At 41.0% G+C, this 17,221-nt stretch carries 10 protein-coding genes; 9 read left to right on the top strand and 1 reads right to left on the bottom strand.

Features of this window, described 5'->3' with window-relative positions:
* Positions 1-81 precede the first annotated feature (81 nt).
* The 6 genes from cysK (at position 82) to pflA (ending at position 11,347) form a co-directional block, all read left to right on the top strand.
* Positions 82-1,047 carry a cysteine synthase A gene (gene cysK / locus IEY40_RS13135; protein WP_188956883.1) on the top strand — a complete coding sequence of 322 codons (966 nt, stop codon included), beginning with the start codon at positions 82-84 and terminating at the stop codon, positions 1,045-1,047.
* Positions 1,048-1,655: 608 nt separating this feature from the next.
* Positions 1,656-4,496 carry a TonB-dependent receptor domain-containing protein gene (locus IEY40_RS13130; RefSeq protein ID WP_188956881.1) on the top strand — a complete coding sequence of 947 codons (2,841 nt, stop codon included), beginning with the start codon at positions 1,656-1,658 and terminating at the stop codon, positions 4,494-4,496.
* 220 nt (positions 4,497-4,716) lie between these two features.
* Positions 4,717-5,607: a LysR substrate-binding domain-containing protein gene (locus tag IEY40_RS13125; RefSeq protein ID WP_188956879.1), complete on the top strand. Its 891-nt coding sequence runs from the start codon at positions 4,717-4,719 to the stop codon at positions 5,605-5,607.
* Between the two features lie 721 nt (positions 5,608-6,328).
* Positions 6,329-7,861 (top strand): DUF3360 family protein, encoded by a 1,533-nt coding sequence (locus tag IEY40_RS13120; protein WP_188956877.1) that lies wholly within the window; start codon positions 6,329-6,331, stop codon positions 7,859-7,861.
* 387 nt (positions 7,862-8,248) lie between these two features.
* Positions 8,249-10,531: a formate C-acetyltransferase gene (gene pflB / locus IEY40_RS13115; RefSeq protein WP_188956875.1), complete on the top strand. Its 2,283-nt coding sequence runs from the start codon at positions 8,249-8,251 to the stop codon at positions 10,529-10,531.
* Between the two features lie 78 nt (positions 10,532-10,609).
* Positions 10,610-11,347, top strand: coding sequence for a pyruvate formate lyase 1-activating protein (gene pflA, locus IEY40_RS13110; protein WP_188956873.1), 738 nt, complete (start codon positions 10,610-10,612; stop codon positions 11,345-11,347).
* 53 nt (positions 11,348-11,400) lie between these two features.
* Here pflA and yfbV read toward each other — a convergent pair whose 3' ends face one another.
* Positions 11,401-11,838: a terminus macrodomain insulation protein YfbV gene (yfbV, locus tag IEY40_RS13105; RefSeq protein ID WP_188956870.1), complete on the bottom strand. Its 438-nt coding sequence runs from the start codon at positions 11,836-11,838 to the stop codon at positions 11,401-11,403.
* Between the two features lie 212 nt (positions 11,839-12,050).
* On the opposite strand from yfbV, the gene ackA reads away from it, so the two are divergent.
* The 3 genes from ackA to IEY40_RS13090 all read left to right on the top strand — a co-directional run bounded on the left by ackA (position 12,051) and on the right by IEY40_RS13090 (position 16,701).
* Positions 12,051-13,253: an acetate kinase gene (gene ackA, locus IEY40_RS13100; RefSeq protein ID WP_188956868.1), complete on the top strand. Its 1,203-nt coding sequence runs from the start codon at positions 12,051-12,053 to the stop codon at positions 13,251-13,253.
* Between the two features lie 44 nt (positions 13,254-13,297).
* Positions 13,298-15,445 (top strand): phosphate acetyltransferase, encoded by a 2,148-nt coding sequence (gene pta, locus IEY40_RS13095; protein ID WP_188956866.1) that lies wholly within the window; start codon positions 13,298-13,300, stop codon positions 15,443-15,445.
* A gap of 800 nt (positions 15,446-16,245) precedes the next feature.
* Positions 16,246-16,701, top strand: a complete 456-nt coding sequence (locus IEY40_RS13090; RefSeq protein ID WP_188956864.1) for a hypothetical protein — start codon at positions 16,246-16,248, stop codon at positions 16,699-16,701.
* The last annotated feature ends 520 nt before the right edge of the window (positions 16,702-17,221 follow it).

The raw sequence follows: 17,221 nt of genomic DNA, 5'->3' as shown, positions 1-17,221 counted from the left end.
ATAAAGAAGAACAAACTTTCACTTCTAAATTCTGGCCAGCAGATTATGATTGAACGATGCAACCATAGGAGCAAATAATCCATGAGCAAAATTTTCGAAGATAATTCATACACTTTAGGTAATACCCCGTTAGTTCGTTTAAACCGTGTCAGCAATGGCAAAGTGTTAGCAAAAGTAGAAGCACGCAACCCAAGCTTCAGTGTTAAGTGTCGTATTGGCGCCAACATGATTTGGGATGCCGAAAAGAAAGGCCTGCTAACCAAAGATATCGAGTTAATTGAACCGACATCGGGTAACACGGGTATTGCACTTGCTTATGTTGCTGCCGCACGTGGTTACAAGCTAACCCTTACAATGCCTAATACTATGAGCCTTGAGCGTCGTAAGCTGCTTAAAGCACTCGGTGCAAACCTAGTGTTAACCGAAGGCGCTAAAGGCATGAAAGGTGCCATTGATAAAGCCGAAGAAATTCGCCAGTCAGCACCAGAAAAATATTTAGTGCTTGGACAATTTAGTAACCCAGCTAACCCAGAAATTCATGAAAAAACCACCGGCCCAGAAATCTGGAATGATACCGATGGCGAAGTCGATGTATTTGTTGCTGGTGTGGGTACTGGTGGTACATTAACAGGTGTAAGCCGTTACTTAAAAGCGCAAGGTAAAACCATTACCTCTGTTGCAGTTGAGCCTGTTGACTCACCAGTTATTGCACAAGCGTTAGCTGGGCAGCCTATTCAACCTGGTCCGCATAAAATCCAAGGTATTGGTGCTGGTTTTATTCCTGGCAACCTAGACTTGTCGATTATTGACCGTGTTGAAGCAGTGACGAACGAAGAGTCTATTGAAATGGCTCGTCGTTTAATGAAAGAAGAAGGTATCTTAGTCGGTATTTCTTCTGGTGCAGCTGTTGTTGCCGCTAATCGTATCGCTGCGTTACCAGAATTTGCAGACAAAACGATTGTAGTTATTTTACCTTCTGCTGCAGAGCGTTATTTATCATCAGTATTATTTGCTGGAGAATTTAGCGATAGCGAAAATGTGCAATAATTGACGTTGCTCAAGCCTAGAATAAGGCTTACATATTAATAAAATGCCAGCAAATAATTGCTGGCATTTTTTATTTTAGAACATTCAAATAGATTACAATAACTAGTCAAAAAAATGCATAAAAATAATTTTTATGCAGCTTTGTTAATATTTAAACACATTGAATATACGATATTAACCAATACAAAATATAATGTATGCAATATCCCGCTGTACTGTTTCGCATCACTTTAATAGTAAAATACTTCACTATTAAATAAATTCATCTTTATTTTAAATAAATTTCAATTACAAATAAGTAACATCACCAGATTAATAATCAACCTCAAACTCCAGCAGCCACCTCGTTTTGATACATTTAAATAACAATATCAGTCTTTGTAAATTACCAAACTTACAAATTAGTATTTAAGTCACCCAGTTGTTTGTTATTTGTTTATTTAAATGATGACTTGAGTTAACGCTTATTTTTAAATACCTAATCTTTATAGTGTTGTTTTTTATTGTATTTATCGTTATACCCATGTTCGTGTAATGTTATGCTCGCTTACTTCGCTAAGTGCTGCAATCAATTACACCATAATAAAAAACATTTCTGGGAGTGATAAATGCAAGTTAATTCAAAATTAGCCAATGCGGTTCGCATTGCGTTAATCAGTGGTGTAGCGTTGTCTGCTACCACATCAATCAATGCCATAGCTGAAGAAGCTGCAGCATCAAATGTAGAACGTATTTCAGTGACCGGCTCACGTATTATTCGTGAAGGTGCAATCGCGCCTACGCCTGTTACTGTCATTACCGGTGATGAATTATTATCAACAGGTGTAACGAATATTGGTGAAGCGCTAAACCAATTACCCGCCTTAGGCAGTACTTTCTCACTCGCTAACTCAGGTAACTCAATTGGTACTTCAGGTCTTAACTTACTTGATTTAAGAAGTATGGGTACAGCCAGAACCTTGGTATTAGTGAACGGTAAACGTCACGTATCAAGCTCTGCTGGTACATCGTCCGTTGACGTTAATACAATTCCAAGTGTGTGGATTGACAAAGTAGAAGTGATCACTGGCGGCGCATCTGCTATTTATGGTGCCGATGCGGTAACCGGTGTGGTTAACTTTATCTTAAAGAAAAACGTTACTGGCTTAGATGTTTCTGCGACCAAAGGCTGGGCTGACGATAGCGACTTTAACAAAGACCGTTTCTCTATCTCTTACGGTAAAGATTTTGCCCAAGGTGACGGTAACATCGCTTTTGCTGTTGAATACAGCTCACAAGAGCAGCTTAATGCATTTGATAGAGACCAAACCTCAACATCTTATGCAAGCCTAGCGAACACAAGCCGTACTGTTGATAACAATGACCCTGCCGATCCGGATAAAATATTAACCCCAAACGCTGGCCATTACAGTATTAGCAACGCGGGCACAATGTATTTAGACGGATGGAAAACCTTTAACGCTGATGGCTCGCTAAAAGATGTTTATTTAGGTGAGAACGTTGATGGTATTCGTTGCTCTGATTGTGATTTCACTAATTTAAACCAGTTTGTGATTTTACAACCAGAATTTGAACGTTATAACGTTAACTTCAAAACAAACTACCAATTGAACGATGACCATAATGTGTATTTTGAAGCTAAATACTCTAACAGTCAGTCTAAAGATGAAGGTCAACCTGCATTTTTCTTTGCTGACCCAACCAATGACGTCAGCATAGACAACGCGTTTATCAGCCCTGAACTTGTGTCATTAATGCAAGAAAATGATGTTGATAGCGTCAATATCCGCCGCTTTATGACAGATTTAGGTGTGCGTGTTGAAGATGATACTCGCGAAACCCAACGTTATGTATTAGGTCTTGAAGGTATTGTTTTTCAAGATTGGGATTACGACCTGTATGCCGTTTATGGTCAGACCGATCTTGAACGTATTAACAGCAACAACCTTGTTATCAGTAATTATGAAAATGCACTAGATTCAATTTTAGTTGATGGTGAAGCAGTTTGTCGTGACGAAGCAGCAAGAGCAGCAGGTTGTGTTGCGGTTGATATTTTTGGCTATGGCGCACCAAGCCAAGAAGCCATCGATTATATTAATACCACCTCAACAGGCACATCAGTTATTAAGCAAACTGTGTTAGGCGGCAGCATGACAAACTCTGGTTTGTTTGAATTGCCAGCGGGTTATGTTGGATTCTCAACGGGTGTTGAATACCGTAAAGAACAAAGTGAAATTTTTGAACCTGATAATGCTGAAGGCACTTTCTTCAACATATTAGGCGAAGACAAAGGCGAATTTGACGTTAGTGAAGTATTTGCAGAAATGACTTTACCGTTACTTGCTGATTTACCAATGGTTCGTCAATTGGATCTTGACCTTGCAATTCGTTTTGCTGATTACAGCACTATCGGTAATGCAACGACGTGGAAAACGGGTTTAAGCTGGGAAGTCGATGACGAAATTCGTGTCCGTACAACCTACTCTGAAGCGATCCGTGCACCTAACATCAGTGAACTTTATGGCGCAGCAAGTCAAACGTTCTTTAGCGTTAACGATCCATGCCGTACGTCTAACCTAAATGATTTAAGTGACTCATCTATACGCGAAGCTAACTGTTCAGCATTAGGCGTTTCAAGCAGTTTTGACTCAGATTACGACGACAAAACCCTCGAAGGTTTAAGCGGCGGCAATGAAGAGTTAGAAGAGGAAGAATCAAAAAGTTACACTCTCGGTGTGGTCTATCAGCCAAGCTTTATTGATGGCTTATCAATCACAACTGACTACTGGAACATTGAAATCGAGAATGCTATTAGCGCTGTAGGTGCTCAGGATATTCTTGACCGCTGTGTTGATTCAACAAATGGCGTAAATAACCAGTACTGTAGTTTAATCACTCGTGATTCAACCACAGGCGAAGTGACTCAAATTAGACAGTTTGCATTAAACATCGCTGCACTTGAAGCCGCAGGTATCGACTTTGATATCAGCTACACCTTCGAAGCATTTGAAGGCGATGTTCGCACTAATTTAATTGCCACGCATTTACTAAAACGTGATGACTACTCTTTCCAAGATGAGCCAGACACATATGAAGAGTTAGCAGGTACTGCAGGCTACGCTGAATGGCAAGCCAACTGGAGCATCAGCTTTGCACTTGATAACTGGGATTACTCTTGGAGAACCCGTTACATTCAGGCGGTAGATTTATACACTAACTACACTTTAGACAACAACGCCAACCCAAGCAGTGCTATGGCATACGGTGATTACTATATTAGTGATGCATCTGTTGCCTATACCTTCGACTCAGGCATAATGCTGAAATTTGGTATCGACAACATATTTAACCGTGACTTACCTTATGGTACTACGGGTACTGAGGCTGCTAGCTCAGCATATGACAACGTTGGCCGTTACTTCCACACAACCGCAACTTACAAGTTCTAATTATTGGTATTGATTACATATAATTGATCTATATTCAAACGGCATCTTAGGATGCCGTTTTTTATTTTGGTATTTTTTATATCGTAATACAGTCAGTCCATATACTGAGTTAACGTAAATTACTGCTAACCTCACCACAAAAATCACAATCACCACTATACCAAACAACAAAAATGAACGAACATAACAACTTAAAGACTGAATTATCAATAGGTAACTTATGCACTATACACTGAAACAAATCGCTGTTTTTGACGCTGTAGCCAGTTTCGAAAGTGTCAGTGCGGCTGCAAAAAAATTATCGATGAGTCAATCTGCGGTCAGTATGTCATTAAGTCAGCTTGAGCATTTACTAGGCCGCCCACTGTTTATTCGTCAAGGTAATCGGTTAATTTTGAGCCACTGGGGACAATGGCTGCGCCCACGAGCTCAAAAGTTGCTCCAAGATGCACAGCAAATTGCATTGGGGCTTCATGACCAACATATTATCAGCGGCACTGTAAAATTATGTTCTAGCCAGACAGCTGCAGAACACTTATTACCTCGCCTTATCAGTAAAATTGATAATGACTTCCCTGAACTAAGAATTGAGATCGCGGTAGAAAATAGTGACCATGTCGCCAAAGAGGTTTTGGACTACCAATTTGATTTAGGCGTAATTGAAGGGCGTATCGATGACAGTAGACTGCATCAAGAGCCATGGGTAGACGATCACCTTGTGGTTGTCGCTTCACCTCATCACCCTTTTGCAAAACACCACAAAACCAGTGTATCGCAATTAGAGCAAGCAAAATGGGTATTAAGGGAGCCAGGTGCTGGAACCAGACGTATTTTTGATGCCGCTATTCATGGACAGATTGATAAATTAAATGTTTGGAAAGAATATGAGCATGTGGGCTTATTAAAAGCACTCGTCAAAAACGGTGTATATTTAAGTTGTCTACCCTATTTAGATATAGAAAAAGATGTCGCTAAAGGAGAATTGGTTGTATTGACCACGCCAGAGCTAAATTTAAATCGTCATTTATCGTTTATATGGCGCCAAGATACAGGTAAAAACCCTCTACGGGACTGTCTTATCGCAGAAGCTAAACGGATAACAAGAGAATAACTTTATAACCATAAATACAACCCCTTGAGCGGATTAGGCTGACAGGGGGTTATCAGCAAGCGCCAGCATTGATACTTTTAAAATGCACACGCTTTGCACAAAGCAATGTTGACTTCCATCTAGATCACCTTATTTCCCCATTGAAAATCATAGACTTATCTTTTACGGTTCACTGTATTCATTACGTCAATTCCCCCCAAGTTCACCCACCACGCTTTATTTACACCTGCGCACGCTTATTAACATTGTTTTGGTTCTGTATTTTGATGGCTAACCAATATATCAATGTCATTTCGACCGACGCTAAACTGAACATGAGTGCTACAATGTATCAATCAAACTGATACTGGGTATCAATGTGTACAAAATTTGACTTTTATTACTAGAATTACATGTCATTTATTGATCTAATTTTGCCATCAACTTGTTAACCGGCTCCCACTTCTAATAAACAAAACATCAACTTTATTGATAGCAAGTGATGGTCAGGCAAGCCTATGCTAAAATCCTTAGGTAAATTGGTCTTACCAAGAGGGTAAGGACTAAATAAGGACATCACTGTATGCAAATCGATCAAAGCATCACAGTCGAGTTAAGTGATTAGAGCTAAATTAAGCTCATTGGCTAGCTGACCTAATGGACAACCGCCATCACTTCAATGGAACACACTCATCTTCATCAATTGATGAAATAACCTGTTCTTTTCGGAGAATGAGAAATTATGTCAGATAAAGCCAGCCAATCAGCCACACCCGATACAGAAGCGAGTTACAGTGAACTTCACCGCCCAGCCAGTGAATTTCCTACTCGTGATGCCTACTTAGAAAATGAATTAAAAATAATGAAGCCAAGGCGCTGGGGACTTAACCTTCCTGGACGTGATTTTCGCTTTGAATGGGAAGACTTAGTACCAGCAATCGCCGGTACCATTGGTATTACGGTAATGTACTCTGCAGTAATGGCTGCATGGGCTTCTGGTTTAAGTGAAAAATGGGATCATGTGAGTCTGGGGGCCGAATTTGCCATTCAAATCGTGCGCGTAGAAATGCTCATTCCAGCATTACTCTTTTGTATTATCAGTTCAGGCTTAATTAATCCACGCGCGAACCTTGGTGGTAACCATGGACCAATGATCCCCCTCATTGGCACTATCGCTCTAGCTGGTGCGCACCCTTTAGCACTGGCTATATTAATCGGTATATTTGGGTTAATACTCAGTTACTTTAAAGGCGGCTCAAAACTGGTCAACCTTACCAGTAGTGGAGTTGCCGGAGGGTTATTAGTCTTCCTCGGTTTTATGGGGGCTAAAAGTCAAATTGGTTCTTTATTTGACTGGGCTGGCGGCTTGCAAGCTAAACACAGCTTAGATTATTCATTGGGTTATGTTGCCTTTATTATTTTGGTAATAAACGTCATTATCTACGCCTCGTTAGCCAAATTTGGTAAACGTTGGTTAGCTATCCCATTGTGTTCGATTGCTGCTATTGCATTAGCTTTTGGTCTTGGTGCTGGGCTTGATCTGCAATTTACTACTGCCCCTGGTATTCCTAACCTAAACCCTGTCTATTGGTGGGGCTCAACCGAACACGGTTGGATGTTAGGTTTGCCTAATATGGCGCACTTTATTGCCTCGTTACCGTTTGCTATTTTAGCCGTTGCCATGTGGTCACCAGACTTTTTAGGTCATCGAATTTTCCAAGAACTTAACTACCCTAAAGGCGCTGAGAAAGTTCTGATGGATGTGGATGACACTATGACCACATGTTCAATCAGACAGATGGTGGGAACCGCTGTTGGTGGGGGTAATATCACCTCATCTTGGGGTACATACATGATCCCAGCAGCCATTGCTAAACGCCCTATTCCAGCGGGTGCAATTTTACTCGGCAGTTTATGTATTATTGTGGCGATTGTGGGATATCCAATGGATATCACCGTGTGGCGCCCTGTGATGTCTATTGCGTTGCTTGTAGGAGTATTTTTACCGCTACTTGAAGCAGGGTTACAGATGGTAAAAGATACCACTAGCAGCCAAGCTGCAGGTATTTGTATTTTCGCTGCATTTGTTGCCAACCCAGTATTAGCTTGGGCACTGACCATGTTATTAGATAACAATGGCTTAATTGGTGATAAAGAGCGTCCTAAAACATTATCCTTTGCAGATCGTATCGTGATCCCTGGACTTGCATTTGTGATTTGTTTAGCAGCCATGCTTGCCGTTGGTATGATTGAAGGCATACCTGCACTGCTGTAATTTCACTCAGCTCATAAAACCATCAAAAAGGCGAAACAGATCAAGTTTCGTCTTTTTTTTGCCCGGCTGACACCTAATAATAAACGGGACTGTTAACCAGTTAACAGTTTTACCAATCCATTAACGAATTCTGCCGAAAATATTGGAATCTTGTGCTATTATTAACACATGGATAAATGGTCTTACCAATTTAAACCATTAGCCGGTTATTACATCTGAAGCGTCATTAAGTGAGTTAGGCACACAGGTTGCCAAGAATGTCGCAGAAGCGGTAAACGACTCAGTCTAGCGAATGTTCCTAGACATAGAATGTACACACTCAACGGATAACAACGCCAGTTTCACTTGCAATCGTATCCGTAGTTAAACAACCAGAGGGTTAAGTAAATGACAGATAAAACCGAACTATTTGCCAATGCATGGGAAGGTTTCGTTGCAGGCGATTGGAAAACTGAAGTTAACGTACGTGACTTTATCCAGAAAAACTACACACCTTATGAAGGTGACGAGTCATTCTTAGAAGGTGCTACTGATGCTACTTTATCGCTATGGGATAAAGTTATGGAAGGCATCAAGTTAGAAAACCAAACTCACGCCCCTGTAGATTTCGATACAGACATGGTGTCGACAATTACGTCGCACGATGCTGGTTACATCAACAAAGATCTTGAAACTATCGTCGGTTTACAAACAGATGCACCATTAAAACGTGCCATGTTACCTAATGGTGGCATTCGTATGGTTGAAGGTTCTTGCCAAGCATACGGCCGCGAACTAAACGCTGACGTGCAATATACTTATTCAGAATTACGTAAAACCCACAACCAAGGTGTGTTTGATGTTTATACACCTGAAATCATGGCTTGTCGTAAATCAGGTATCTTAACCGGTTTACCAGACGCATACGGCCGTGGTCGTATTATTGGTGATTACCGTCGTATCGCGTTGTACGGTATCGACTATTTAATGCAAGACAAGTTTAACCAATTTGCGTCATTACAAGCTCAAATGGAAGCGGGTGAAGATTTACAAAGTGTTATCCAGCTTCGTGAAGAAATTTCAGAGCAACATCGTGCACTAGGCCAAATGAAAACCATGGCAGCCAAATACGGTTGTGATATTTCTATGCCAGCTAAAAATGCGAAAGAAGCTATTCAATGGACTTACTTTGGCTACCTTGCAGCAGTAAAAAGCCAAAACGGCGCGGCTATGTCTTTAGGTCGTACGTCGACTTTCCTTGATGTGTTCATTGAACGCGATATCAAAAGTGGCTTACTAACAGAGCAACAAGCACAAGAAATGGTTGACCATTTCGTGATGAAATTACGTATGGTTCGCTTCTTACGTACTCCTGAATACGATGAATTGTTCTCAGGCGACCCTATTTGGGCAACCGAATCAATTGCAGGTATGGGCATTGACGGTCGTACATTAGTGACCAAATCTAGCTTCCGTTTCTTGCACACGTTATACAACATGGGTGCAAGTCCAGAGCCAAACATCACAGTGTTATGGTCAACACAATTACCACAAGGTTTTAAAAGCTACTGTGCAAAAGTGTCTATTGACACCAGCTCTATTCAATATGAAAACGATGACCTAATGCGCCCTGACTTTGAGTCTGACGATTACGCTATCGCCTGTTGTGTGAGCCCTATGATTGTAGGTAAACACATGCAGTTCTTCGGTGCTCGTGCTAACTTAGCCAAAACAATGCTTTATGCAATCAATGGCGGTATTGACGAAAAACTAAAACTGCAAATTGCACCAAAAGCAGATGCCATTACTTCTGAAGTGCTTGAGTTTGATGACGTAATGTCACGCTTAGACGGCTTAATGGATTGGTTAGCAACACACTATGTGACAGCCCTAAATGCCATTCACTTTATGCATGATAAGTACTCTTACGAATCAGCGTTAATGGCACTACATGACCGTGATGTTCGTCGTACTATGGCGTGTGGTATTGCAGGTTTATCTATCGCAGCAGACTCATTGTCAGCGATTAAATATGCCAAAGTTAAGCCTATTCGTGACGAAGACGGTATTGCCGTTGATTTTGATATCGAAGGTGATTATCCAAAATTTGGTAACAACGACCCACGTGTAGATGATATCGCTTGTGATTTAGTTGAACGCTTTATGGCTAAAATTCGCGATAAGAAAATGTATCGTAATGCCATTCCAACTCAGTCAATCTTAACCATTACCTCTAACGTCGTTTATGGCAAGAAAACGGGTAACACTCCTGATGGTCGTCGCGCTGGAGCACCGTTTGCACCAGGCGCTAACCCAATGCATGGTCGTGATGAAAATGGTGCAATTGCATCACTTACATCGGTTGCTAAACTTCCGTTTGCACATGCACAAGATGGTATTTCTTATACTTTCTCTATTGTGCCAAATGCATTAGGTAAAGATGACAACGGTCGCCGCACTAACCTAGCGTCATTAATGGATGGTTATTTTGTTAGCAAACCAAATCGTGAAGGTGGTCAACACTTAAACGTTAACGTGATGAATCGTGAAATGCTTGAAGATGCAATTGTGAACCCAGATAAATACCCACAATTGACCATCCGAGTGTCAGGTTATGCAGTTCGCTTTAATGCACTGACACCAGAGCAACAACAAGACGTTATTACGCGTACTTTCACTAAAGGTCTGTAGTCTCTGCTAAAATTGGCTGTATCGAAGAATCAACACTCTCGATACAGCCTTTTTTTTATCGACATTTAAGGAATAACCATGACGTTAGGTCGCATACACTCAGTGGAATCTTTCGGTACAGTTGATGGACCGGGTATCCGCTATATCGCTTTTATGCAAGGTTGCCTAATGCGCTGCCAGTATTGTCATAATCGTGATACATGGGATCTAGATGGCGGCAAACTTATCTCTGTCGACGACATAATGAGTCAGCTGGTTGATTATCAACCTTTCTTAGACGCAAGTGGCGGCGGTATTACAGCCAGTGGTGGTGAAGCAATACTCCAAGCGCAATTTGTTAGTGAGCTATTCCAAGCGTGTAAAGCTAAAGGCATTCACACCTGTTTAGACACCAATGGGTTTGTGCGTAAGTACGAACCGGTTATAGACGAATTGCTCGATAATACCGATTTAGTACTGCTTGATATTAAACAAATGAATGATGCCAAGCATATCGACTTAACCAAAGTCAGTAATCATCGCACTTTACAATTTGCTCAGTACCTTGCCAAACGCAACATTAAAACCTGGATACGCTACGTGGTTGTTGCCGGATTTACTGAAGATGTAGAGTCTGCGATTGAATTAGCCGAATTTATTAAGCCAATGCAAAACGTTGAGAAAGTAGAGTTATTGCCTTATCACGCATTAGGCGAACACAAATGGCAGTCTTTTGGTGAAGATTACAGTTTAGCCAATGTGAGCGCGCCAAGCGCACAAACAATGCAACAAATACAAAAAGTGTTTTTAGACCGTGGCATTAAAGCGACATATTAAGCAAGATTGTGGCCAACAGCACTAAATTAGCGAACACTTAAGCAAAGGATGAATTATAATTCATCCCAATATTGTCGGTCTAAACGTTCAAAAGCCAGTTTTAAAATGGTGGCCATGTCTAAGTAACATGCCTTGGCTCCAAGAGGTTGGCAAGCAACCCCCATCTCAGTCAATGTTGAACTGAGTTGATTGCCCCAATCGAATAAAGACAAAGGTAATGGGTGACGCGCTCGCCATCCGAGCCACAGCAAACCTTGTATAGGCAAGCTAACAAAAAAAAGTAACACTGTGATGGCTTGCGGTAAAAAGTTCCAGCCTAAAACATACAGCTGGCTTGCCGCAGCAACAATGCCAAGCAAAGGCATAGCAATCATAGCTAATTGGGTAGCTTTGACGACTCGATATTCAGGGAAATACAGCCCCAGTTGTCGCACCATTGGCCAGGTCTTCATATAACGACGACCGTCAGCAAATAACGTAATCAAATTCATGTTCAATATGGGTACCTAAACAGCCTAGTACATGGGTTTAACAGTAACATAATACAGCGTATTGACCAAAATACACTGTTGGATTAGCGACTCTTTGCAGTAGCAATCAATTCGGTAAGAACACTCAGTGTGATGTTTATGAATGTTCATAAACCTTAACCAAAATGGATTTTGTTTTTTCATTTAGTTTCATTGACTTATAAGGCGTTAACATGTCAGACAAATTAGTACTCGTGCTCAACTGCGGTAGCTCTTCATTAAAATTTGCCATCATTGATGCCCAATCAGGCGATGAACAAATTTCTGGCCTTGCTGAATGTTTTGGTTTAGAAGATTCACGCATTAAGTGGAAATTTAATGGCGGTAAAAACGAAGCTAAACTTGGTGCATTTACTGCTCACCGTGAAGCAGTTGAATTCATCGTGAATAAAATTTTAGCTGAACAACCACAATTGGCCGCACAAATTAAAGCCATTGGTCACCGTATCGTTCACGGCGGCGAAAAGTTCACTCGCTCAGTCATCATCACTCCAGAAGTCATTCAAGGTATTGAAGATTGTGCTTCACTTGCTCCTTTGCACAACCCTGCTCACTTGATCGGTATTCGCGCAGCTATTGCTTCGTTTCCGGCGTTACCACAAGTTGCAGTATTCGATACCGCATTTCACCAATCAATGCCTGAAAAAGCCTACGTGTATGCCCTTCCTTATAAGCTCTATCGCGAGCACGGTATCCGCCGTTATGGCATGCACGGTACCAGCCACCTATTTGTGAGCCGCGAAGCAGCCAAAGTTTTAGGTAAAGACATTAAAGATACCAATGTCATTTGTGCTCACTTGGGCAATGGTGCGTCAGTTACTGCCATTAAGGGCGGAAAAAGCGTCGATACATCAATGGGCTTAACCCCATTAGAAGGTTTGGTCATGGGCACCCGTTGTGGTGATTTAGATCCATCAATCATCTTCCACTTAGTGAAGCAACTTGGTTACACCCTTGACGAAGTGAATAACTTACTTAATAAACAAAGTGGCTTATTAGGTATTTCAGAGCTCACAAATGATTGCCGTGGCATTGAAGAAGGTTACCAAGACGGCCATAAAGGCGCTACGTTAGCCTTAGATATCTTCTGCTACCGTTTAGCCAAATACATTGCGTCATACACAGTTCCATTAGGCCGTTTAGACGCCATTATCTTTACTGGTGGCATCGGTGAAAACTCAGATCTTATCCGCGAAAAAGTACTTAACTTACTTGAAATCTTCAACTTTAGCGTTGACGACACACTCAACAAAGCGGCCCGTTTTGGTCAACAAGGTGTAATTACTAAGGCTGGTAGCACGATTGCAATGGTGATCCCAACGAACGAAGAGTGGGTTATCGCAGAAGATGCAATCAAGTTAATTACAGTTAAATAACTCCAATATTGTTTTTATGATTAACCCATATTTAAGAGGTCTTCATGTCTCGTAATATTATGCTTATTCCCATTGGTGTTGGCGTTGGTTTAACGTCGTTGAGTTTAGGGATGGTTCGTGCTCTAGAACGCAAAGGCGTGAAAGTGCAGTTCTTTAAGCCTATTGCACAAATCCGCTCAGGCGACAAAGGTCCAGAACGTTCAACGACTATTTTAAGTACATCACCTACGGTAAATCCTTTAGAGCCGTACAGCATGGAACATGCTGAAGCATTAATTCGCTCTGAACAACAAGATGTATTAATGGAACAAATTATTGCTCGCGCAGCTGAATGCGCAAGTAATACCGAAACCCTTATTATTGAAGGTTTAGTGCCAACTCGGAGCCATCCTTTTGCTGACGATATCAATTATGAAATCGCTAAAGCACTTGATGCCGACGTCATCTTTATCGCCACCCCAGGTGTTGATACACCTAACGGTTTAATGAACCGTCTTGAAATTGCTTACAACTCTTGGGGTGGGCAAAAAAATAAGCGTCTTATCGGTGCCATTATCAATAAAATTGGTGCACCTGTAGATGATGAAGGCCGCACACGTCCTGATTTATCAGAAGTGTTTGACGATAAACAAGTTCATGCGACTGACAGTTCTGGCATGTTCCAATTACCAGGTAAAAGTCCGCTGCGTATTTTAGGTAGTGTGCCATACAATTTAGAACTGATTTCACCAAGAGCATCTGATTTAGCAAAGCATTTAAATGCTAAAATTATCAATGCTGGTGAAATGCATACGCGCCGTATGCGCCGAGTGACATTTTGTGCACGCAGCATTCCAAACATGCTGACCCACTTTAAAGCCAACTCTTTACTTGTTACCTCTGGAGATCGTTCAGATGTAATTGTATCTGCCTGTTTAGCGGCCATGAACGGCGTTAAAATTGGTGCATTACTGCTTACAGGTGGTTACCAGCCAGAGCCAGAAATCATGAAATTATGCGAACAAGCCTTTGAAACAGGCTTACCTGTATTTTTAATTGACTCTAACACTTGGCAAACATCACTGAACATTCAACGCTTTGATCATGAAGTACCCGTTGATGATGCCGTACGTATTGAACGTGTTCAAGAATACGTTGCAAGTCATATTGATCAAACTTGGATTGAAAGTGTGACTCAAGACTCTCCACGTGAACACCGTTTGTCGCCACCCGCCTTCCGCTACAAGCTTACTGAGCTTGCGCGTGCAGCACGTAAAACCATTGTACTGCCTGAAGGTGAAGAGCCTAGAACCATTAAAGCGGCCTCAATTTGTGCTGAGCGCGGTATTGCTCGTTGTGTATTAATCGGTAACCGTGAAGAAATTTTACGTGTAGCGTCACAACAAGATGTTGTTCTAGGTGAAGGTATTGAGATTATAGAGCCTGAAAGCGTTCGTGAAAAATACGTAGAACCTATGCTTGAACTGCGCCGCAGTAAAGGCTTAACAGCTGTGGTTGCCCGCGAACAGCTAGAAGACAATATGGTATTAGGTACCATGATGTTAGCCGAAAATGAAGTTGACGGTATCGTTTCTGGTGCGGTTAATACAACGGCCCACACGATCCGCCCACCATTACAGTTAATTAAAACAGCTCCAGGCTCAAGCTTAGTATCATCAATATTCTTTATGTTGATGCCAGATCAAGTCTTGGTTTATGGTGACTGTGCGATTAACCCAGATCCAAATGCTGAACAACTTGCAGATATCGCAATTCAGTCTGCAGAATCAGCAAAAGCATTCGGTATTGAACCTCGAGTGGCGATGATCAGTTATTCTACCGGTAACTCTGGTACAGGTTCTGATGTTGATAAAGTGCGTGAAGCAACTCGCATTGCAAAAGAAAAACGCCCAGATCTAATCATTGATGGCCCATTGCAATACGATGCGGCAGTAATGCCAAACGTAGCGCAATCTAAAGCACCGAATAGTCCTGTAGCAGGTAAAGCGACAGTATTTGTATTCCCAGACTTAAATACTGGTAATACAACATACAAAGCGGTGCAACGTAGTGCAGATTTGATCAGCATTGGCCCAATGTTGCAAGGTATGGCCAAGCCGGTAAATGACTTGTCTCGTGGTGCATTGGTTGACGATATTGTCTACACCATCGCTTTAACCGCAATTCAAGCATCACAGAATAGTAAAAAGTAGCGATAACTCAAAATTTTCCAACAAAAAAGCACTGATTAACTATCAGTGCTTTTTTATTAACAGATACAACCTAAAACAGGGATTGAAAATGACACATAAGTACAGAAGCGGCATTTTTTAACCGCAAAAAAAACAATATAATTAACAGTCAGTTATAAATACAACTCATAGTCATCAACAAACTTGTCCACAGATTCTGTGGATAACATTAACTTTTTTGACGCCTGTATTCGTTATAAAACTACAACGACAAGCATCACGGTTAATAGATTACTTTACTGTATTGACCTAGCGATCAAATATCATCTAATTAACTAATATATTTATATATGACACGCGATGTTTGAATCGTCAAGTAAATGTGCTTCTAACCCATAGAAATAGTGACTAAATGCGCAAAATATAGCTGGCGTGCGTTTAATTTCGATAATACTAATATTCTTTTTATACTTAATCGCTCTACTCTCTTCATGTAATAGCTTATGTACTTGTTCCTGTACCCGCGTTTTAATTCTTTCCCTAGTCGAATCTGAATCTCTTCAAATTCATGTTATTGACACAATCATCTAACCGATAATCATCTGAAAATGAGTGGGTGAGCAAATAGTCTAGCGATTCACGATTTATAACATCTTCATAAACAGCACGAACCAATGAGCAATAAACGGAACTTGTTCTACCTTCTGTGTTTACCTTTTAGACACTCAAGCAATTAAATAGCTACTAAGGTTGTCAGTCCAGTCATAAACCGAGATACTAAGTTAATATAATCAGTCTAAATATTGAGAAGCCATTCGCCAATGTTAAATATAAAACCGATTTCTTTACTTACCCTACTATTACTCTTCTTTGTCAGTGCTTGTGAGCAGTCACCAGACAATGCTTCGCAACCTAAACTGAGCCCAGAGCAAGTATCACTCGGATTTTTTCAAGCGATTTATATCGATAGAGACGTAGAGAAAGCCAAGCAGTTTGTCGCACCAGACATTCAAGAAGTAATGGATCATTACCATATTGCTTCAGCTGTTCAACGCCACGTGCTGGGTTTATCAATGAAGCAAGTCACTATGTCTATTGATGAAATTGATATCGACTTTTTCCGAAAGTTTACCGACGACGTTACCGTTGTAGTTAAAATGGAAGGATTAAAAGGCGGAAGGCAGTGGATAGATGACCGTACAATACGATTACACAAAAAAGGCAGCTCGTGGGTGATTGTAGAAATTCTTCCAGAAAAAGGCAGAATTGAGGGGTAATACTAGTCTGAATAACCCCATTTCTAACAGACATTCACTCTATCAATATTTTGATAGAGTACTGAATTATAATCAGAACAGGCTTTAGTTTCACAAAAGTGACACAAGCTTTGTCAACCAATAAAAATAGCAGCCTAGGCTGCTATTTTTATATTCGTTGTCGGAGTATTTAATGCGATGACGTCGAGGCCAAGACACTAATATGCTCGTTCAAACGCCTTATTCTTCGTCTGAAGGTAAAGACTCTAACACGTCATCTTTTACTTGATAGTAAGCATTTTCGTATTCATGAACTTCCATAATAACTCCAATCTTCTTTAGGTCGTTTTGTAGGGGGAAGGCCTGTCTTATTTTTCAACAATTTAATCTTAGTGACGGAGTACTAGTGCGCAGTGTCAATAACATTAGCTTGTCTCTGGGGGGTGACATTTACCTAACAGAGAGAAAAGCACAATCACTTTCTTCTTGCTGGGGAGTATAACAATACTCATGAGACTTTCAAACCGTCACCACGATAAAA

The sequence above is a fragment of the Shewanella ulleungensis genome, from assembly GCF_014648315.1.
Lineage (GTDB): Bacteria > Pseudomonadota > Gammaproteobacteria > Enterobacterales > Shewanellaceae > Shewanella > Shewanella ulleungensis.
Note: the sequence above shows the minus strand (reverse complement) of the source record. Positions and strands in the feature narration are given on the sequence as shown.

Bases quoted from the DNA above. Each gene is read 5' to 3' on its own strand.
- cysK (WP_188956883.1), top strand. From the start codon at position 82: ATGAGCAAAATTTTCGAAGATAATTCATACACTTTAGGTAATACCCCG.
- IEY40_RS13130 (WP_188956881.1), top strand. From the start codon at position 1,656: ATGCAAGTTAATTCAAAATTAGCCAATGCGGTTCGCATTGCGTTAATC.
- IEY40_RS13125 (WP_188956879.1), top strand. From the start codon at position 4,717: ATGCACTATACACTGAAACAAATCGCTGTTTTTGACGCTGTAGCCAGT.
- IEY40_RS13120 (WP_188956877.1), top strand. From the start codon at position 6,329: ATGTCAGATAAAGCCAGCCAATCAGCCACACCCGATACAGAAGCGAGT.
- pflB (WP_188956875.1), top strand. From the start codon at position 8,249: ATGACAGATAAAACCGAACTATTTGCCAATGCATGGGAAGGTTTCGTT.
- pflA (WP_188956873.1), top strand. From the start codon at position 10,610: ATGACGTTAGGTCGCATACACTCAGTGGAATCTTTCGGTACAGTTGAT.
- yfbV (WP_188956870.1), bottom strand. From the start codon at position 11,838: ATGAATTTGATTACGTTATTTGCTGACGGTCGTCGTTATATGAAGACC.
- ackA (WP_188956868.1), top strand. From the start codon at position 12,051: ATGTCAGACAAATTAGTACTCGTGCTCAACTGCGGTAGCTCTTCATTA.
- pta (WP_188956866.1), top strand. From the start codon at position 13,298: ATGTCTCGTAATATTATGCTTATTCCCATTGGTGTTGGCGTTGGTTTA.
- IEY40_RS13090 (WP_188956864.1), top strand. From the start codon at position 16,246: ATGTTAAATATAAAACCGATTTCTTTACTTACCCTACTATTACTCTTC.